Raw genomic sequence first — 18,854 nt, 5'->3', positions numbered from 1 at the left:
CGTCACTTCGAATCAGACGATCGCGCCGCATCGGGCCGCTCCTCAGCGGAACGGACCCAGGCGGCGCGATCGTTCTTTCTTCGCGCGGTCAGTCGGCCAGACCGAGCGTGTCGAGCATCCACGCGAGCTCGAACGCACGCTCGCGCCAGGAGTTGTAGCGCCCGCTGACCCCGCCGTGCCCGGCGACCATCTCGCACTTGAGCAGGACGTCGGATGCTCCGGCCTCTCGCAGGCGGGCGACCCACTTCGCCGGTTCCACGTACAGGACGCGCGTGTCGTTGAGCGACGTCACCGCGAGGATGCGCGGGTAGCGCACGCCGTCGCGGACGTTCTCGTACGGCGAGTACGACTTCATGTACGCGTAGACGTCGGCGTCGTGGAGGGGATCGCCCCACTCGTCCCACTCGATGACGGTGAGCGGGAGCGACGGATCGAGGATCGTCGTGAGGGCGTCCACGAACGGTACGGCGGCCAGCACGCCGGCGAACAGTTCGGGAGCGAGGTTCGTGACGGCGCCCATCAGGAGCCCGCCGGCGCTGCCGCCCTCGGCGACGAGACGGTCGGGCGCGGTCACGCCGGTGTCGACGAGGTGACGGGCGCTCGCGACGAAGTCCGTGAAGGTGTTGCGCTTGTGCAGCAGCTTGCCGTCCTCGTACCACTGCCGGCCCATCTCACCGCCGCCGCGCACGTGCGCAACGGCGAAGACGACTCCGCGATCGAGTTCCGACAGGCGGGCCACCGAGAACCCGGGATCGATCGAGTGCTCGTACGAGCCGTAGCCGTACAGATGCAGAGGGCGCGGCGTCTCGCCGGGGGCGCCGAACTCCTTCTTCCAGACCAGGGAGATCGGCACCCGGGTGCCGTCATCGGCCGTCGCCCACTCACGCCGCTGCCCGTATTCGGTCGGGTCGTAGCCGCCGAGCACGGTGACGCGCTTACGGAGCAGCAGTTCCTTCGTCGCGAGGTCGAGGTCGTAGACGGTGCCCGGAGTGACGAACGAGGTGTATCCGAGGCGCAGGAAGGGGGAGTGCCACTCCGGGTTGCCGCTCACTCCGGCCGAGTACAGCGGCTCGTCGAAGGGGATGTCGGCGACGGCATCCGTCGTGTAATCGAGCAGTCCCACGCGCTCCAGGCCCTCCGCCCGGTACTCGACCGTCGCGAAATCGCGGAACGCATCGACGCCGAGCAGCCGCCGACCGAGTTCGTGCGGCAGGATGACGCGCCGCGCGCCCTGAGGCGCGTCGGCCGCGACCGATACCAGTTCGAAGTCGAGGGCGTCGTCGTTGTGGAGGATGAGCAGACGGTCCTCACCGTCGACGACCGCGTGCTCGACCGAGTATTCGACGCCTTCGGTGCGCGGCCAGATGATCCGCGGCTCCGCCGTGAGAGGTCCGGCGAGATCGACCAGGTACTCCTCGCTCGTGATGCTCGAGCCGACGCCGATGACCAGGTACTTCCGGCTGCGGGTGATGCCGGCGCCGAGCCAGAACTTCTCGTCGGGTTCGTGGAACAGCTGGACGTCGTCGGACACCGGGGTGCCGAGGACGTGCAGCCAGAGGGTGTCGGGACGCCAGGCATCGTCACGCGTCGTGTAGACGATCGCGGAGCCGTCGGGCGTGAAGAACGCGCCGGCCGTGTTCGGGATCTCATCGTCGAGCGTCTCGCCGGTGGCGAGGTCGCGCACGCGGACCGTGTAGACCTCATCACCCTCGAAGTCCGTCGACCAGAGCAGCTTCGTCGCGTCGTCTGAGGTGTCGAACGCCCCGAGGGAGAAGAACTCGTGCCCCTCGGCCTCGACGTTTCCGTCGAGGAGCACGATCTCGCCCGGAACGGCGGCGTTCGGCGTCAGCCGCGGGGGAGTCCAGTCGTCGGCGTCGGCCGCCGCACGGCAGTGGATCGCGTACTGCGCGCCCTCGACCGTGCGGCTGTAATACCACCAGTCGCCGCGGCGGGTCGGCACCGAGAGATCGGTCTCCTGCACGCGGCCCTTGATCTCCTCGAACAGCGTCTCGCGGAGTCCGGCGAGGTGCGCGGTCTCGGCATCCGTGTGCGCGTTCTCGGCCTCGAGGTGCGCGACGACCTCGGGGGACTCCTTCTCGCGCAACCATTCGTACGGGTCGTCGAAGGTGTCGCCGTGGTGCGTGCGGAGGGACGAACGTCGGTCTGCGATCGGGGCGTGGGTCACCGCTCCACGCTATCCCAGGTCGAGTTGACCGGCACCGGGGACGGTGGGAGGATTCAACGGGGCCGGTTAACGGAAGTCAAACCCACGGTGAACTCTTCGTTCGTCACGTCGATCCCGTCGACATCTCCCTCTTCCTCAACGACCGAAAGCGAACGGTGGAAACCGCAGCCCTCCTCGTCGTGCTGGTGATCCTGCTGGCACTCTTCTTCGACTTCACCAACGGCTTCCACGACACCGCGAACGCGATGGCGACGCCCATCGCCACCGGTGCTCTCAAGCCCAAGACCGCCGTGCTCCTCGCCGCGGTGCTGAATCTCGTCGGCGCCTTCCTGTCGACCGAGGTCTCCAAGACCGTCTCGCACGGGATCATCCACGAAGACGGCATCCAAGCCGCCGTCTTCCTGCCGATGATCTTCGCCGGGCTCATCGGCGCGATCACCTGGAACATGCTCACGTGGCTGCTCGGGCTGCCTTCGAGCTCGTCGCACGCGCTGTTCGGCGGCCTCATCGGCGCCACGCTGGTGGGAGTCGGCGTGCAGGGGATCGACTTCGGAATGGTGCTGTCGAAGATCATCCTCCCCGCCCTGATCGCGCCCATCACCGCCGGCATCATCGCCTTCGTCGCCACCAAGGCCGCGTACTCGATCACGCGTCGGTACGACGGCAGGCCCGACGGCCGCGACGGCTTCCGCTGGGGGCAGATCTTCACGTCGTCGCTCGTCGCGCTCGCGCACGGAACGAACGACGCGCAGAAGACGATGGGTGTCATCACCCTCGCCCTGATCACCGTGGGGTGGCAGAACGCCGATCAAGCCGATCCGTATCTCTGGGTGATCATCGCCTGTGCGGTGACGATCGCTCTCGGAACGTACCTCGGCGGATGGCGGATCATCCGCACGCTCGGCAAGGGCCTCACCGACGTGAAGCCGGCACAGGGCTTCTCGGCCGAGAGCGCGACGGCGGCCACGATCCTCGCCTCGAGTGCCTTCGGCTTCGCGCTCTCGACGACCCAGGTCGCCTCCGGCTCGGTGATCGGCTCCGGTCTGGGTCGGCGCGGGTCGACGGTGCGCTGGCGGACGGCCGGTCGCATCGCGATCGGATGGCTCCTCACGCTCCCGGCGGCCGCCGCGGTCGGCGCGCTGGCCGCGCTCATCGCCCTCTGGCTCGGCGGCTGGGGCATCGCGATCGACGCGGTGCTCGCCCTCGCCGTCATCATCGGACTCTTCCTGCGTTCGCGCCGTGACGCGGTCACGCCCGCGAACGCGATGAGCGATGTGGCCGAATCCGGGCTCGCGATCGACCTGCCGGATGCCCCGCCGCCCACGCGCCGCCAGCAGCGGATCGAGCAGGCCAAGGCCGAGGCGAAGGCCCGCAAGCAGGCGAAGGCCGATGCGCGTGCACAGGGCAAGAACGGCACGCGCACGAAGAGCACGACCGCCGTCCGCGACGACACCGGCACGGAGAAGGGAACGGGCGAATGAGCGTCTCGATCGATTGGCTCGCCTTCTTCCAGGTGTTCGTCGCGGCGCTGATCGGCGCGGTCGCGATCGTCACCTTCTACGCCCTGGGTCTGCGCCTGCTGGTGCGCAGCGGGCATGCTCCCGTGGTGAGCCCCGCGGAGTTCACGGACGCGATCACGGTCATCACCGAGAAGGACCTCCGCCGGGCCGAGAAGCAGGCGGCCAAGGCGGCGCGCAAGAGCCCGCTCACCGACGGGCAGAAGCGCCTGTCGCTCGTGGGGGCGTACGGATGCTTCGCCCTCTGCGCGCTCGCGGTCGTCGCCGGCATCCTGATCATCGTCGTCGGCCACTGATGCGCTCGGGGCGCCGCCGCGTCCCACCCCCGTCGTAGGCTGGTGCCATGCCAGGGCCCTACGTCTTCGGTCGGCATCAGCCGGCGTCGCACACGATCATCCATGTCAGCGACCCGCACTTCCTCGCCGGAGGCGCGCGCTTAGGCGGACGCTACGACGTCGACGGAACGTTCGCACGCACGTTGGACGCGATCCGGGCGGTGCATCCGTCTCCCGCTGCGATCGTCCTCACCGGCGACCTGACCGATCTGGGGGAGCCCGACGCCTATCGCCGGTTGCGCGACGCCGTGGAGCCGGTCGCCGAGGAACTGGGCACGCAGGTGATCTGGGTCGCGGGAAATCACGACGAGCGTCCCGCTCTGCGGGCGGGGCTGCTGGATGCGCCCGCGACGCAGGAGCCCGTCACGGGCGTCTGGGAGGTCGACGGCCTGCGCATCATCGCGCTCGACACCTCGGTGCCCGGCTGGCACCACGGCGACCTCGACGATGATCAGCTCGCGTGGCTCGCCGATGTGCTGCGGACCCCGGCTCCGCACGGGACGCTGCTGGCCATGCACCACCCGCCCCTGCCGAGTCACCTGCCGCTGTTCGACATTCTCGAACTGCGCCATCAGGAGAAGCTCGAGGAGGCGATCCGGGGGAGCGACGTGCGGGGCGTCCTCGCCGGCCACCTCCACTACTCGTCGACCGGTGTGTTCGCCGGGGTGCCCGTGAGCGTCGCCTCCGCCACCTGCTACACGATGAACGTCGCCCGCCCCGCGGCCGAGGTCAACGGTATGGATGCCGCGCAGGCGTTCAACCTCGTGCACGTCTACTCCGACACCGTCACGCACACCGTCGTACCGGTGACGACGGCGTCCACCGGCGACTACTTCTCGGAGGCGTGGCTCGAGAAGATGGCGGTGCTGGATCCCGAGGCGCGTCTGGAGGCGTTCTCACGGAAGCCGCCGACGCGCTGATGCGGTGCCCCGAGCGCGGCGAGGGCGCGGGCGTAGACTGGAGCGATCCCCCACTCCACTCATTCGCCACGACCCACAAGGATGTGACATGGCATCTGCCGCGCCGACCCTGACCCGTACTGAGACCGACTCCCTCGGGAGCATGGAGATTCCCGCTGACGCGTATTGGGGCATCCACACCGCCCGCGCCGACGAGAACTTCCCGATCACGAAGCGCCCGATCTCGGTCTACCCGGATCTCGTCCGCGCGCTCGCGATGGTGAAGCAGGCCAGTGCGCGTGCGAATCGCGAGATCGGAGTGCTCGACCCGGAGCGGGCGGATCTGATCGACCGCGCGGCCCAGCGCGTCATCGACGGCGAGTTCCACGACCAGTTCACGGTCGGGGTGATCCAGGGCGGTGCGGGCACCTCGACCAACATGAACGCGAACGAGGTCATCACCAACATCGCGCTCGAGATGGCGGGGCGCGAGAAGGGCGACTACGCGTTCCTCTCGCCGATCGACCACACCAACCGGAGCCAGTCCACCAACGACGTGTACCCGACCGCCGTGAAGATCGGCCTGTCGCTGACCCTGCAGGCGCTGCTCGAGGAGCTCGACCTGCTGCGCCGATCGTTCCTGGCGAAGTCGGGGGAGTTCCACGACGTGCTCAAGGTCGGACGCACCCAGCTGCAGGACGCCGTGCCGATGACGCTCGGCCAGGAGTTCCACGGCTTCGCGACGACGCTGGGCGAGGACCACAGCCGGCTCACCGAGAACGCTTCGCTCATGTTCGAGATCAACATGGGCGCCACGGCGATCGGCACCGGCATCACGACCCACTCCGACTACGCGCCCGCCGTTCTCAAGCACCTGCGCGAGATTACGGGCCTCGACCTCGAGACAGCCACCGACCTCGTCGAGTCGACGAGCGACACCGGGGCGTTCATGTCGTTCTCGTCGTCGCTCAAGCGCAATGCCATCAAGCTCTCGAAGATCTGCAACGATCTGCGCCTGCTCTCGTCGGGGCCGCAGGCCGGATTCGGCGAGATCAACCTCCCCGCCCGCCAGGCGGGGTCGAGCATCATGCCCGGCAAGGTCAACCCCGTGATCCCCGAGGTCGTCAACCAGGTGGCCTTCGCGGTCGTCGGCGCGGACATGACCGTGACGATGGCCGTCGAGGGAGGGCAGCTCCAGCTCAACGCCTTCGAGCCCGTGATCGCGCACTCGATCTTCCAGTCGATCACCTGGATGCGCCAGGCGATGTGGACCCTGCGGGTGAACTGCGTCGACGGCATCACGGCCAATCGCGACCGGCTCGGGACCATGGTCGGCGCCTCGGTCGGTGTGATCACGGCGCTCACCCCCTTCATCGGGTACGCGGCGGCGGCGGCGCTCGCGAAGACGGCGCTGCTCACCAACCGCAGTGTCGCCGACCTCGTCGTCGAGGCCGGCCTCATGTCGCGTGAAGAGGTCACCAAGCAGCTGTCGCCCGCGCGTCTGTCCGGACTCGAGGCCGTCACGGCGGCGATCCCGATCATCCCGACCGACGACCTCATCGAGATCTGAGCGGAGATCGCAGGGGGCGGATGCTTCGGCATCCGCCCTTCTGCGATCCCTCGTCCCGACGACGATCAGTCGAGGATGCGGCAGTGCGTCGTGAGTTCGCCGATGCCGTCGATGCCGACGGTGACGCTCGAACGGTCGCGGAGGAAGATCTGCGGATCGCGGGAGTAGCCGGCCCCGCCCGGGCTTCCGGTGGAGATGAGCGTGCCGGGCAACAGCGTGAGGGACTGTGAGAGGTGTGCGATGAGCGTCGCCACCGAGCGCACCATCTGGCCGGTCGTCGCGTCCTGCACGGTGTGACCGTCGACGACGGTCCAGATGTGCAGATCCTGCGGGTCCGCGATCTCATCGGCGGTGACCGCGAACGGCCCGGTCGGAGTGAAGCCGTCGAAGGACTTGCATCGTGACCACTGAGCCTCCGCGAACTGGATGTTCCGTGCCGTGATGTCGTTGACGACCGTGTAGCCCCAGACGTGCGAGAGAGCATCGCTCGCCGCGACGTTCTTCGCCGGGGTGCCGATCAGAACGCCGAGCTCCGCCTCGTAGTCGACCGCTTCGCTGAGGGCACGGGGCCAGGAGGTCGTCTGCTGGTGGCCTGTCAGCGAGTTCGGCCACAGGGTGAAGACGGTCGGTGCCGCATCGGTCTTGAGCCCCAACTCGCTCGAGTGGGCGGCGTAGTTCAGTCCCACGGCCAGCACGGCCGGAGGCGTCAGAACCGCCGAGGCGAAGGACCATTCGCCGAGCGGGTGCCGTGGCGCGGCACCTTCGGCGAGGGCCGTGCGGAGCAGATCGAGCGCGGCGTCCCCGCGTTCGATGAGCTGCTGCAGCGTCGCCGGAGCGTCGGTGAGGAGGTCGGAGACGAGGATGGCGTCGGCGTCTTCCACCACCGCGAGAACCGCAGAGGGGGAATCCGGACGGCGCAGATGAGCGAACCGCATGCCTCTACGCTACCGGGTGGCTGCGTCCTGGCCGCGTAGAGGCGTCCGGTATACCGCGACCGTCACCCCTTCGGCCCCTATGCTCGTGGCTATGAGTTTCGGAGGACCGTCCCAGCCGCAGCAGCCCTCGCCGTACACCCCGCCGCCGGCTCCCCAGCAGCCCCCGGCCCCCCAGCAGCCCCCGGCTCCCCAGTTCTCGCAGCAGCAGTACGCACAGTCGGCCTATACGCCCCGGCAGTTCTCACAGCAGCCGACCTACGCCTCCGCGCTCGCGCAGCCGACGCCGTACACCCCGCCCGCTCCGTCCGCGCCGTCTCCCGCCGAGGGGCTCCCCGCGCTCCCCGTGCCGACGCGCAAGGGGCGCAGCGTATCGATCTGGCTCTTCGGATTCCTCGGTCTGCTGCTCCTGGCGTTGATCGGGTACTTCATCGTGGCGCTCGGACCTTCGGCATCCGTCATCGGGCTGGTGCTCGCGCTCATCCCGCTCGCGATCGTCTTCCTCGGCGTGAGACTGATCGATCGGTGGGAGCCCGAGCCCAAGAGCCTGGTGATCTTCGCAATCGCGTGGGGCGCGGTCGCCGCGGTCGGCCTCACGCTGCTGGTCGATCTCGCGCTCACCTTCGCCTTCGGTTTTCGCTCGGAGGAGCTCGCCGCGGTCGTGCAGGCGCCCATCGTCGAGGAGTTCTGGAAGGGATTCGGGGTCTTCCTCATCTTCCTCGTGGCACGTCGCGCGTTCGACGGTCCGATCGACGGCGTCGTCTACGGCGCGCTCGTCGGCGCGGGGTTCGCGTTCACCGAGAACATCCAGTACTTCGCGATCAGCCTGATCGAGGGCGGGGGAGAGCAGCTCTCGGTGACCTTCGTGGTGCGCGCGCTCCTCTCCCCGTTCGCCCATGCGATGTTCACGTCGCTGACGGGACTCGCGATCGGACTCGCGGCACGCCGTCATTCCTCGGCATGGGCGGCCCTCGGCGCCGGGCTCCTCGGCTTGCTGGGCGCGATCCTGCTGCACGCGCTGTGGAACGGATCCGCGACCTACGCCGACTTCTTCCTGCTGTACTTCACGCTGCAGGTCCCGCTGTTCGCCGGGTTCATCATCGGCATCGTCGCGCTCCGCCGAGAGGAGGCGCGTCTCACGAAGGCGCGTCTGAGCGACTACGCGGCAGCCGGCTGGTTCACTCCCGAGGAGGTCACGATGCTCGCGACACCGGCGGGGCGCAAGGTCGGGATGGCCTGGGCTGCGCGGCTGCGCGGGGATCGGCGACCCCTGATGCGCGAGTTCATCAAAGACGCGACGACACTGGCATCCGTCCGCCAGCGCGCGATCACCGGGCGGGATCCGCTCGCGTCGGACGACGAACGCGCTCTCCTCATCCGCACCCGTGCCACGCGCGCCGCGCTGCTCGCCTACTGAGCGACGGGGTGGTGCCCGGACAGACTCAGCGCCCGGTGCTGCGGCGATGCCTGCATGTCTCCCGGGCGCTGAGTTGGCTTGAAACCAGGGTGCACCCGCCTCCCGGGAGTGTCAAGGGCGACTTCGTCGGGTGTTCGCTGTGAGCAGGTGCGGTCGCGTTGACCGGTCGGCGTCTCCTCGGGTTGGATGGAGTCATGACTGATCGTACGAAGCCCGAGTTCGACGCCCCCACCGGTCCTGCGCCCGCAGAGCTGGTCATCCGCGACATCATCGAGGGTGACGGCACCGAGGCGAAGCCCGGCGACACCGTCACCGTGCACTACGCCGGTGTCGAGTTCGAGTCCGGCGAGGAGTTCGATTCCTCGTGGGGCCGCGGCGAAACCATCCAGTTCCCCCTGCGCGGCCTGATCCAGGGCTGGCAGGACGGTATCCCCGGCATGAAGGTCGGCGGCCGTCGTGAGCTCGTCATCCCGCCGCACCTCGCCTACGGCCCGGCCGGGGGAGGGCACTTCCTCTCCGGCAAGTCGCTGATCTTCATCATCGACCTCGTCGCCGTCGGCTGATCCGACGACGTTCACGAAGACGCCTCGTCCCGTTCGCGGGCGGGGCGTCTTCCGTTGCACTCAGGAGATTCTTATTCATGGGAATATATCTTTCGAGGGCACCGTTCCCTTTCCTGTCGCCATACGAGCGGCCCCCACGTCCTAAGGAGATCCCATGACCAGCATCGACATCCCCGGCTACCGCCCCGGCACCTACGTCCTCGACCCCGCCCACAGCGAGGTCACCTTCAGCGTCCGCCACATGATGATCTCGAAGGTGCGCGGCACCTTCGGCGTGAAGAGCGCGACGCTGACCGCTCCCGAGAACCCCCTCGAGACCACGGTCGAGGCGAGCGTCGACGTCTCGTCCGTCGACACGAAGGACGAGGGGCGCGACCAGCACCTGCGTTCGGCCGACTTCTTCGACACCGAGAACTTCCCGACGATGGACTTCGTGTCCACCGGCGCGCGTGCCGAGAACGGCGAGCTGTACGTCGACGGTGACCTCACGATCCGCGGCATCACCAAGCCGGTCAGCTTCGAGGTCGACTTCGGCGGCTTCGGTTCCGACCCGTGGGGCAACTACAAGGCCGGCGCGTCGGCCAAGGCCGTCATCAACCGCGAGGACTTCGGCCTGACGTGGAACGCCGCTCTCGAGACCGGCGGCGTGCTCGTCGGCAAGGACGTCACGATCAACCTCGACCTGCAGGCTGCTCTGCAGCAGGGCTGATCCGCGTGCGTTGAGGACCCCGGGCCGTTCACGGCTCGGGGTTCTCCGCGTCATAGGCGCGGAAGCGAGGGCTGCGCTGCACGAGGGCGGCGACCAGCGCGATCACGATCACGCCGCCCAGTACGGGCGGGAACCAGAGCGCGGTGAAGGTCGAGAGGGTGCCGGCGTACAGGGCGCCGACCCGGGGCCCGCCGGCCACGACGACGATGAAGACGCCCTGGAGGCGGCCGCGCATGGCATCGGGCACCGCCGCCTGCATCATGGTGTTGCGGTAGATCGCGCTCACGTTGTCGGCTGCTCCGGAGAACGCGAGCGCGATGCACGCCACGACGATGAGGGCGACGTTCGGTACGGCCTCGGATGCCGGGGAGAGGAACGCGCCCGCGAGCAGCACGATCCCGAATGCCAGGATCGATGCGCCGTACGCCTGGACGGCGCGGGCGATGCCGCGTCCGTGCCAGCGGTATTGCACCACGCGGCCGGAGAACAGGCTCGAGGCGAAGGTGCCCAGTGCGACGGCGGCGGTGAGGAGCCCGGTCGTCACGGCTCCGCCGCCCAGCAGGATCGTGCCGAGAGCGGGGAAGAGCACGAGCGGCTGCCCGAACGTCATCGCGATGATGTCGACGATGTACTGCATGCGGATGTTGCCGGCTCGTCGGAGGAATCGCCAACCGTCGACGAGCGAGGCGAGTCCGGGGCGCACGATATCGCCTTCGGGGCGGAGAGCGGGCAGGGTCCAGAGCCCCAGGAACATCGAGAGCATGAGGATGACGTCGATCGTGTAGGTCCATCCGTACCCGGTGAGGGCGACCAGGATCCCGGCGAGGGCCGGCCCAGCCATGACGGTGAGACCCATCGAGATCCCGTTCAGAGCGGATGCCGGCGCGAGCAGGTCGCGCGGGATCAGGCGCGGCACGATCGCCGTGCGGGTAGCCATGCCGACCGAGTTCGCCGCCGCGGTGAGCATGCTCAGCGCGTAGAGCCACCAGATCGTCTCCGAGCCGGTCCAGGTCAGCGTGGCGAGCAGCGCCGTGGACGCGAAGGTGACCGTCGCGGCGATGAGTGCGACCCGGCGCCGGTCGAACGCGTCCGCGAGCATGCCGCCGTAGAGCCCGGCCAGGATCATCGGGACGAGCCCGGCGACCGCGATCATCGACACCGCGAAGGTGCTGCCGGTGAGGCTGAACACGTGCAGCATCACGGTGACGAGCGTCAGCTGTCCTCCGATGCCGGCGAGGGCCGATCCCACCCACATCCGAGCGAACGCGGGGCTCGCCTTGAGGGGGGAGAGGTCGATGAGGTGACCCCGTGATCCGCTCATCGCGATGCCTGGCCGTGCTGCACCTCTCGAGCGTATCCGAGGCGAGAGAGGGCGGGCGCGGATAGCTGTCGTCGGCAGGGGCCTGCGGCTGGTAGACTCTTCAGGTTGCCGTTTGATCGGCCGCGGATAAAGAGAGCCCTCGCATCAGGCGTCGGGCGCCGCGCAACAAGCTGAAAGGGGATCGAATCTATGGCACTCGAAGCAGACGTCAAGAAGGCGATCATCGAAGAGTACGCGACGCACCCCGGTGACACCGGATCCCCCGAGGTGCAGGCCGCGATGCTGACGCAGCGCATCAAGGACCTCACCGAGCACCTGAAGGAGCACAAGCACGACCACCACTCGCGTCGTGGTCTGTTCCTGCTCGTGGGTCAGCGCCGTCGTCTTCTCGGCTACCTCCAGAGCGTCGACATCGAGCGTTACCGCTCGCTGATCGCTCGCCTGGGTCTTCGCCGCTAAGGCAGAGCACGCCAGCGTACAATCGCGCAAAACATTCTTGAGAAGGCCGCCCCAGGTGTGGGGCGGCCTTCGTCATTCCCCGGAGAGGTTGATCTCGCTTCTTCCCCGACTACGGTCGGATCGTCAGCGGAGCCGCTCAGCGCAGCGGGGCCGTGAGGGTCAGACGTCGGCGCCCACCAGGTCGGCATGATGGATCGCCGCGACGTCGGGGTGTGCGCGCAGCCGGGACTTGAGCGCGTTCTCGCCGTAGAGGGCGTGGATCGGGTTGGTCGGATCGTCGGTCACCCCGGTGGCCGCGGCCGCGAGATCGGCGGGGAGCTCGATCAGCGGCAACCGCTTGTCGAGCGCGGGGTTGAAGAAGAACGGGATCGAGATCCGCTCGTTCGGCGCCTGCGGGGAGACGACGCGGTGGTTGGTGGCCTTGAGGTACCCACCGGTCGCGTACTCGAGGAGCTCGCCGATGTTCACGACGAAGGCTCCGGGAACCGGGGGAGCGTCGACCCACTCGCCGTCGCGCTCGACCTGCAACCCGCCCTTGCCGGGTTCGACCCATAGCAGCGTGAGCACGCCGGAGTCCTTGTGCGCGCCGACGCCCTGCTGCGGCTCCGGCTCGTGCGTGCCCGGATAGCGGACGATCTTGATCAGGGTCGAGGGCTCGCCGAAATGCTCGTCGAAGTACGACGAGTCCGCGCCGAGGGTCTCGGCCCAGGCGCGCAGGAGTTTGCGTGCGACCTCCGAGAGGGTCGCGTGCCACTCGGTGACGATCTCCCGCAGCTCGGGCTGCGCGGCGGGCCAGAGGTTCGGTCCGATGAGGCGGTTGAACGCCGGGCCGCCCTCGATCGCATCGCGCTCGGGGCCGATGTCGATCTGCTCGCGCCAGTCGACCTTGCCCTGCGTCCGCTCGCCGCCGATCCGCGTGTACCCGCGGAAGTGCGGGCTGTTGACGTTCTCGATCGCGAGTTTGTCGGCCTCGGGCAGCGCGAAGAAGTCCAGCGCGGCCCGGTGCAGACGCGCCTCGAGATCAGGGGAGATGCCCGTGCCGGTGAGGTAGAAGAACCCGACGTCGTGCGTGGCAGCGCGCAGGTCCTCGCGGAAGCGCGCGGCGGCGGCGGGTCCCTCGTCGAGCTGGGAGAGATCGAGGATCGGGAGCGAGAGTTCAGCCATGGCACGAGAGTACGGCGCCGCCTCGCCCTGACGGGCGTGTGTTGCGGAGGATTACCGCGGTGCTAAAGTCTCGTAGGTAAGGGATGCCTTACCTCAGTAATGTTCTGCAGAGAGATCCCCGCGTGCTCGCCACATTCCTCATCGGCCTCCGTGAAGGCCTGGAAGCCGCCCTCGTCGTCGGCATCCTCGTCGCCTACCTCGGTCGCCTCGGTCGGCGGGACGTGCTGCCGCGGCTGTGGGCCGGCGTCGGCCTTGCGGTCGCCCTCGCGCTCGGCATCGGCGCCGTCCTGACCTTCGGGGCGTATGAGCTCACGTTCGTGGCGCAGGAGTTGATCGGCGGACTGCTGTCGTTGCTCGCGGTCGCGATGGTGACGTGGATGATCTTCTGGATGCAGAGGGCCGGGCGCACGATGAAGGCCACGCTCGAGGGGGGCATCGACCGCGCCCTCACCCAGGGCGGGCTGTGGGCCCTCGTCGCGATCGGCTTCGTCTCGGTCGCCCGCGAGGGGATCGAGACGACTCTGTTGCTGTGGTCGATGGTCCAGTCGTTCGGCGACGCTCCCTCCGCTCTGCTCGGAGCGCTTCTCGGACTCGCCGTCGCCGTGGTGATCGGTGCCCTGATCGCGCGTGGCGCCGTACGTCTCGACCTGCGGCGCTTCTTCGCCTGGACGGGCGGCTTCCTGGTGATCGTCGCCGGAGGGGTTCTCGCCTACGCGTTCATGGATCTGCAAGAGGCCGGGGCGCTGCCCGGCCCGTTCACGGCCGCCGCCCCGATCGATCCCGTGACCGGTGCCGTGGCTGTCGGCTGGCAGGCGTTCCCCTTCGGGTGGGCGTTCGACGTGACGCCGGCGATAGCTCCCGACAGCGCCTGGGCCGCCATCCTGCAGGCGACCGTCGGGTTCATGCCGCGGATGACCTGGCTGCAGGTGACCGCCTGGGCCATCTACATCGCGGTCGTCGGCTTTCTCTTCGTGCGCGGTCTCCGCTCGCGTCGTCCCTCGGCATCCGCTCCGCTCGTCTCGTCGAACGCCGCGGACGCACCGGTTTCCTCACCCACACAGCAAGGAGCAGCATGACCACCTCCCACCGGATCCTCGGCGCGATCGCCGCGACGGGCGCGGCCGCGCTCGTGCTCAGCGGCTGCGTCGCGAAGAGCGACGTCGCCACCGGCGCGACCTTCGACGTCTCGTCGACCGACAGTGCATGCACGGTATCGGGCACCACGGCCGAGAGCGGCACCCTGACTTTCGAGGTGACCAACGACAGCGGTCAGGTCTCGGAGTTCTACCTGCTCGCCGATGACGGGCTGCGAATCGTCGGCGAGGTCGAGAACATCGCGCCCTCGGCCTCGCGCACCCTGACCGTCGTGGCTCAGCCGGGCGACTACTTCACTCTCTGCAAGCCCGGGATGATCGGCGAGGGGGTCGGCAAGTCCGCGTTCACCGTCACCGGCGAGCGTGTCACCGTCGACGGTCCCGACGCCGAGCAGAAGCAGCAGGCCGTCGACCTCTACGCCGCCTTCGTGAAGGATCAGGTCGGCCAGCTCGTTCCGGCGGTCGAAGACCTCGTCGCGGCATACGAGGCGGGCGACGACGACACCGCTCGGAGCCTCTTCCCGCTCACGCGCGCCTTCTACGAGCGCATCGAGCCGGTCGCCGAGGCGCTGGGCGACCTCGACCCGCGCATCGACTACCGCGAGGTCGACGCCGTGGCCGAGGGCCTCGATTGGACGGGCTTCCACCGCATCGAGAAGGACCTCTGGGTTCCCGCGCAGGACGCGTTGAACGCAGACGGCGAGACGCCGGCCTGGCAGGACTGGGCGCCGTCGACGACCGAGGAGCGGGCCGACTTCGGAGACCTGCTGCTCGCCGACGTGCAAGAACTGTACGACTACGTGCACTCCGACGACTTCACCGAGACGCTCGACGACCAGGGGATCGGCGGGATCTCGAACGGCGCCATCGCGCTGCTCGACGAGGTCGCGACGGGCAAGATCTCCGGTGAGGAGGACTGGTGGTCGGGCACCGACCTGTACGACTTCGCCGCGAACGTCGAAGGATCCAAGATGGCGTTCTCGCTGGTGCAGGACTTCGCCGAGGCGCAGGGCGGGGAGGGCGCCGCGCTCGTCTCGGAGATCGAGTCCGGCTACGCCGCACTCGAACAGTCGCTCGCGGCGCACGGCTCGCTGACCGACGGCTTCGTCGGGTACTCCGAGCTCACGGATGCCGACAAGCGCGAGTTCACCGACCTCATCAACGCGCTCGCCGAGCCGCTCTCGCAGCTCACCGGCACCGTTCTCGACTGAGCTCCGGGATCCACGGAAGGGTACGATCACGCACGTGAACGACACAGGAGCGGATGCCGCGGCCGACTCGACCTCCGACGAGGCGGTGGCCGCGGCATCCGCTCCGTCCGGTCTGAGCCGCCGGGGCCTGCTCGGCCTCGCGATCGGCGGGGGAGTCGCGGGCCTGGCGGTCGGTGCCGCCGCCGGGCTGACCGGCGGCGTCGCCCTCGGACGCTCGCGTGCCGCAGAGGAGTCCCTCGCCGCCTATGACTTCTTCGGGGAGCATCAGGCAGGCATCACGACGCCGGTACAGGATCACCTGCATTTCGCGTCGTTCGACATGATGCCGCGCACGGATCGCGGCGATCTCATCTCTCTCCTGCAGGACTGGACGTACGCGGCATCGCGCATGACCCAGGGCCTCGACGTCAGCGCAACGGGAGCGGTCGGCGGGTCGGCGGAGGAGCCGCCGGACGATACCGGCGAGGCGCAGGGCCTCCCTGCTGCAGGGCTCACGATCACGATCGGCTTCGGTCCCGGTCTATTCGAGAACGAAGACGGCGACCGGTACGGGATCGCCGCGTCCCGTCCCGCTGCTCTCGAACGACTTCCCGCCTTCCTCGGCGACGACCTCGACCCGCAGGCTTCGCACGGAGATCTCTGCATCCAGGCGTGCGCCGACGATCCCCAGGTAGCCGTACACGCCGTGCGGAACCTCAGCCGCATCGCCTTCGGCCGAGCCCGCCTGCGCTGGTCGCAACTGGGGTTCGGCAAGACTTCGCGCACGACGGCGGCACAGGCCACGCCACGCAACCTCTTCGGGTTCAAAGACGGCACCGCGAACATCCTCGCCGACGACACCGCCGCCCTCGACGCCCACGTCTGGGTCGCGGACGCCGACGAGCCGGCCTGGATGGCGGGCGGGTCCTACCTCGTCGCCCGCAAGATCGCGATGCTCATCGAGACGTGGGACCGTGTACGGCTGTCGGAGCAGGACACCATCATCGGACGGGACAAGGGGGAGGGCGCGCCGCTCTCCGGGGGCGCGGAGTTCACCGAGCCCGACTTCGCAGGCTCCGCGATCGACGCCAATGCGCATGTGCGGCTCGCGCACCCCGCGCAGAACGACGGCATCCGCATCCTGCGCCGCGGGTACAACTACGTCGACGGGAACAACGACCTCGGGCGGCTGGACGCCGGGCTCTTCTTCCTGTCGTATCAGCGAGACCCCGCGCAGTTCATCACGCTGCAACGCCGGCTGTCGACCGACCTCATGAACGAGTATCTGCGCCATGTCGGCTCGGGCATCTGGGCGATCCCGCGCGGTGCGACCGCCGGGTCGTACATCGGAGCAGAACTCTTCGCCTGATCCGCCGCGCCGGCGGGGGCTCGTCACTCGGCGATCATGCGCATGATCGCGGCGGTGACGGCATCCGCCCCGAAATGGTCTTCGGCGGTGATCGTGACGACGGCGTCGCCGGCGAAGATCAACAGCTGCCCATGAGCGCCGTGCAGGCGCCATCCCGCACCCGGGCCGTCCCATCCGGCGAGGGCGTACCGCTCGTAGCCGGGGTTCTCGCCGCACGCGATCCACTCGGAGTGCATCCGATCGATCCACTGCGCGTCGACGAGGCGGCGCCCCCGCCACTCGCCGCGATCGCGGATGAGGCGTCCGATCCGGGCCATCTCCTCGGTGCGGAGGAACAGTCCGCCCCCTGCGACGATCCGGCCGTTCGGGCAGCGCTCCCATTTCGTGTCGACGATGCCGAGCGGATCGAGCAGGCGCGGTTCGAGGTAGGCGTGCACGTCGCCCACGTGCTCGGCGAGCACGCGCATCGCGGTGTACGTGCTCGCGTTCGAGTACTGGAACGCTCGTCCGGATGTCGGCCGGCGGAGGAACTCCGCTGCGAGGTCGGGCCAGTCCGTCATCATCGTCTCCGACCACGGGAGATCGATTCCACTCGACATGGTGAGCAGGTCACGCAGGGTGACCTCGGCGACTCCCGGGCCGAGCTCCCATCCGGGAAGGGAGTCCGCTACGGGCGCGTCGACGGAGACCAGGCCTTCGGCGTCGGCGATGCCCGCAGCGAGCACGCACACCCCCTTGGCGACGGACTGGATGTCGACGCGCTCGTCGGGCGCCCAGCGATGCGCGGCCGTCTCGTCGCCGACGAGGACGTGCAGGCCGAGGGCGCCGAACCCGCTGGTCTCGATCTCGCGGACGATGCGGTCGCTGAGGGTCGAGGCTCGTGTCACATCGTCCAGGCTATCGCGGCCGTCTCGAGCCGGTCGGGTCGTTGCGCCGCCCCTCACGCGAGGTCAACTCGGGATCGCGGAAGAGCCACTTCGGTCGCGGCTCGACGAGCGGACGGAACACCCGTCGGACGGGTTTCGTGGCGAGAGCGAGCGCGACGACGACCGAGAGCAGCGTGACGAGCGGCAACCAGATCCAGGTGGGCTCGAGGTCGCGGAGGATGCCGGACTCTCGGAACGGATACAGCACGAAGGAGTGCAGAAGGAAGACGTACATCGTGTACTGGCCGAACGTGGTCCACCAGTACGTGCCGCGGGGGATCAGCACGAAGAACGCCGCGCACAGCAGCACCGCGAGGAGCATCAGCGCGATGCGCACACCGCCGGCCCACCACTGCTCGCCCCCGAGACCGAGGTCCGCGTAGGAGTCCTCGTAGAAGAGCCAGTGGCGCAGATCGAACTCCTGCCAGAACGGGAGCCAGTTCCAGGCCGCCCACCCGGTGCCCGCGAGTATGGCGACCGCGATCACCCGGATCCACCACGGGCGGAAGTCGAGAAGGCGCAGACGGGCCACGACATCCCGCTCGCGCAGCCACCAGCCGAGGGTGAAGAACGGGAGGAGGCCGAGCGTGCGCGAGAGCGAGAAAGTGCTGTCGATGTTGGGGAGGTAGCCGACGCCGATCGAGATCGCGACGGTCCAGAGCAGCGGCCAGCGCAGCAGCGCGAGGTAGGGGAGGACGAGGCGGAAGATTCCGAGGGCGAGGAGGAACCAGAGCGTCCAGGACGGCTGCGTCGGGTTGGGATTCGCCTGGCCCTCGACGAGCCACTTCGTCAGTGTCCAGAGCGTCTCGAAGATGACATAGGGCAGGAGGATGTCGGTGATCACCCTGGCCATCTGCGTCTTGGTCGGAGACCCCGACTTCGAGAAGTATCCCGAGATGATCGCGAACGCCGGCATGTGGAAGGCGTAGAGGGCGAGGTAGAAGGCGAACGCGATGTCGGAGTCGTAGATGAGACGTTGGATCGCGTGCCCCAGCACCACCAGCACGATGCAGGCGTAGCGCGCGTTGTCCCAGAACGGGACGCGACGTCGGGGGCGCGGAGTGGATCCTGTCGCCGGCGGTGTGGAGTCCGCTCCGGTGATGCTCATCCCCCGAGGCTACCGCCGGGAATAAAGTTGGTGCGATCGCGTTGACTCATATACATTCAGATGAATAGAACCGGATGTCAGCATCGGGTTCGGAGG

General features: G+C 68.6%; 17 protein-coding genes. 11 read left to right on the top strand and 6 right to left on the bottom strand.

All coding sequences use genetic code 11. The features are described from left to right. Window positions 1-88: 88 nt before the first annotated feature. Window positions 89-2,185 carry a S9 family peptidase gene (locus ACIPVN_RS03680; protein ID WP_400439597.1) on the bottom strand — a complete coding sequence of 699 codons (2,097 nt, stop codon included), beginning with the start codon at window positions 2,183-2,185 and terminating at the stop codon, window positions 89-91. A gap of 155 nt (window positions 2,186-2,340) precedes the next feature. Here ACIPVN_RS03680 and ACIPVN_RS03675 point away from each other — a divergent pair, with 155 nt between their 5' ends. From ACIPVN_RS03675 to ACIPVN_RS03660, 4 genes are all read left to right on the top strand, one after another. Next, on the top strand, window positions 2,341-3,666 hold the full coding sequence (locus ACIPVN_RS03675; RefSeq protein ID WP_400439594.1) for an anion permease: 1,326 nt from the start codon (window positions 2,341-2,343) through the stop codon (window positions 3,664-3,666). Next, window positions 3,663-3,998: a peptidase gene (locus ACIPVN_RS03670; RefSeq protein WP_400439591.1), complete on the top strand. Its 336-nt coding sequence runs from the start codon at window positions 3,663-3,665 to the stop codon at window positions 3,996-3,998. Before ACIPVN_RS03675 ends, ACIPVN_RS03670 begins: the two co-directional genes overlap by 4 nt. Window positions 3,999-4,045: 47 nt before the next feature. Beyond that, window positions 4,046-4,957: a phosphodiesterase gene (locus ACIPVN_RS03665; protein ID WP_400439588.1), complete on the top strand. Its 912-nt coding sequence runs from the start codon at window positions 4,046-4,048 to the stop codon at window positions 4,955-4,957. Window positions 4,958-5,045: 88 nt separating this feature from the next. Further along, entirely contained in the window at window positions 5,046-6,506 is a 1,461-nt protein-coding gene (locus ACIPVN_RS03660; RefSeq protein ID WP_400439585.1) for an aspartate ammonia-lyase, read from the top strand. Window positions 6,507-6,571: 65 nt separating this feature from the next. On the opposite strand, the gene ACIPVN_RS03655 is transcribed toward ACIPVN_RS03660, so the two are convergent. Next, window positions 6,572-7,441 carry a fumarylacetoacetate hydrolase family protein gene (locus ACIPVN_RS03655; RefSeq protein WP_400439582.1) on the bottom strand — a complete coding sequence of 290 codons (870 nt, stop codon included), beginning with the start codon at window positions 7,439-7,441 and terminating at the stop codon, window positions 6,572-6,574. 91 nt (window positions 7,442-7,532) lie between these two features. Between ACIPVN_RS03655 and ACIPVN_RS03650 the strand changes: the two genes are divergently transcribed. From ACIPVN_RS03650 to ACIPVN_RS03640, 3 genes are all read left to right on the top strand, one after another. Beyond that, on the top strand, window positions 7,533-8,855 hold the full coding sequence (locus ACIPVN_RS03650; protein ID WP_400439579.1) for a PrsW family intramembrane metalloprotease: 1,323 nt from the start codon (window positions 7,533-7,535) through the stop codon (window positions 8,853-8,855). 194 nt (window positions 8,856-9,049) lie between these two features. Beyond that, window positions 9,050-9,418, top strand: coding sequence for an FKBP-type peptidyl-prolyl cis-trans isomerase (locus ACIPVN_RS03645; RefSeq protein WP_400439576.1), 369 nt, complete (start codon window positions 9,050-9,052; stop codon window positions 9,416-9,418). Window positions 9,419-9,572: 154 nt separating this feature from the next. Beyond that, complete coding sequence (locus ACIPVN_RS03640) at window positions 9,573-10,127, top strand: YceI family protein (protein WP_400439573.1); 555 nt, start codon at window positions 9,573-9,575, stop codon at window positions 10,125-10,127. 28 nt (window positions 10,128-10,155) lie between these two features. Here the strand turns inward: ACIPVN_RS03640 and ACIPVN_RS03635 are convergent, their stop codons facing one another. After that, window positions 10,156-11,448: an MFS transporter gene (locus ACIPVN_RS03635; protein WP_400439571.1), complete on the bottom strand. Its 1,293-nt coding sequence runs from the start codon at window positions 11,446-11,448 to the stop codon at window positions 10,156-10,158. A gap of 189 nt (window positions 11,449-11,637) precedes the next feature. Between ACIPVN_RS03635 and rpsO the strand changes: the two genes are divergently transcribed. After that, on the top strand, window positions 11,638-11,907 hold the full coding sequence (gene rpsO / locus ACIPVN_RS03630; RefSeq protein ID WP_017203073.1) for a 30S ribosomal protein S15: 270 nt from the start codon (window positions 11,638-11,640) through the stop codon (window positions 11,905-11,907). A 159-nt stretch (window positions 11,908-12,066) separates the two neighbouring features. On the opposite strand, the gene ACIPVN_RS03625 is transcribed toward rpsO, so the two are convergent. Next, window positions 12,067-13,071: an isopenicillin N synthase family dioxygenase gene (locus ACIPVN_RS03625; protein ID WP_400439568.1), complete on the bottom strand. Its 1,005-nt coding sequence runs from the start codon at window positions 13,069-13,071 to the stop codon at window positions 12,067-12,069. A 122-nt stretch (window positions 13,072-13,193) separates the two neighbouring features. Between ACIPVN_RS03625 and efeU the strand changes: the two genes are divergently transcribed. From efeU to efeB, 3 genes are read left to right on the top strand one after another with little or no spacing between them, the layout of a single operon-like run. Beyond that, entirely contained in the window at window positions 13,194-14,147 is a 954-nt protein-coding gene (efeU, locus tag ACIPVN_RS03620; protein ID WP_400439565.1) for an iron uptake transporter permease EfeU, read from the top strand. Then, on the top strand, window positions 14,144-15,376 hold the full coding sequence (efeO, locus tag ACIPVN_RS03615; protein WP_400439562.1) for an iron uptake system protein EfeO: 1,233 nt from the start codon (window positions 14,144-14,146) through the stop codon (window positions 15,374-15,376). The genes efeU and efeO overlap by 4 nt, the downstream gene beginning before the upstream one ends. Window positions 15,377-15,410: 34 nt before the next feature. After that, on the top strand, window positions 15,411-16,724 hold the full coding sequence (efeB, locus tag ACIPVN_RS03610; RefSeq protein ID WP_400439559.1) for an iron uptake transporter deferrochelatase/peroxidase subunit: 1,314 nt from the start codon (window positions 15,411-15,413) through the stop codon (window positions 16,722-16,724). 23 nt (window positions 16,725-16,747) lie between these two features. Here efeB and ACIPVN_RS03605 read toward each other — a convergent pair whose 3' ends face one another. Both ACIPVN_RS03605 and ACIPVN_RS03600 read right to left on the bottom strand, forming a co-directional pair. After that, complete coding sequence (locus ACIPVN_RS03605) at window positions 16,748-17,611, bottom strand: serine hydrolase domain-containing protein (RefSeq protein WP_400439557.1); 864 nt, start codon at window positions 17,609-17,611, stop codon at window positions 16,748-16,750. A 10-nt stretch (window positions 17,612-17,621) separates the two neighbouring features. Further along, window positions 17,622-18,758, bottom strand: a complete 1,137-nt coding sequence (locus ACIPVN_RS03600; protein WP_400439554.1) for an acyltransferase family protein — start codon at window positions 18,756-18,758, stop codon at window positions 17,622-17,624. Between the last annotated feature and the right edge of the window lie 96 nt (window positions 18,759-18,854).

The organism is Microbacterium sp. NPDC090003 (genome assembly GCF_044748385.1).
Classification (GTDB): Bacteria; Actinomycetota; Actinomycetes; order Actinomycetales; family Microbacteriaceae; genus Microbacterium.
The sequence above is the reverse complement of the archived record's forward strand: the minus strand, read 5'-3'. Positions and strand labels throughout refer to the sequence as shown.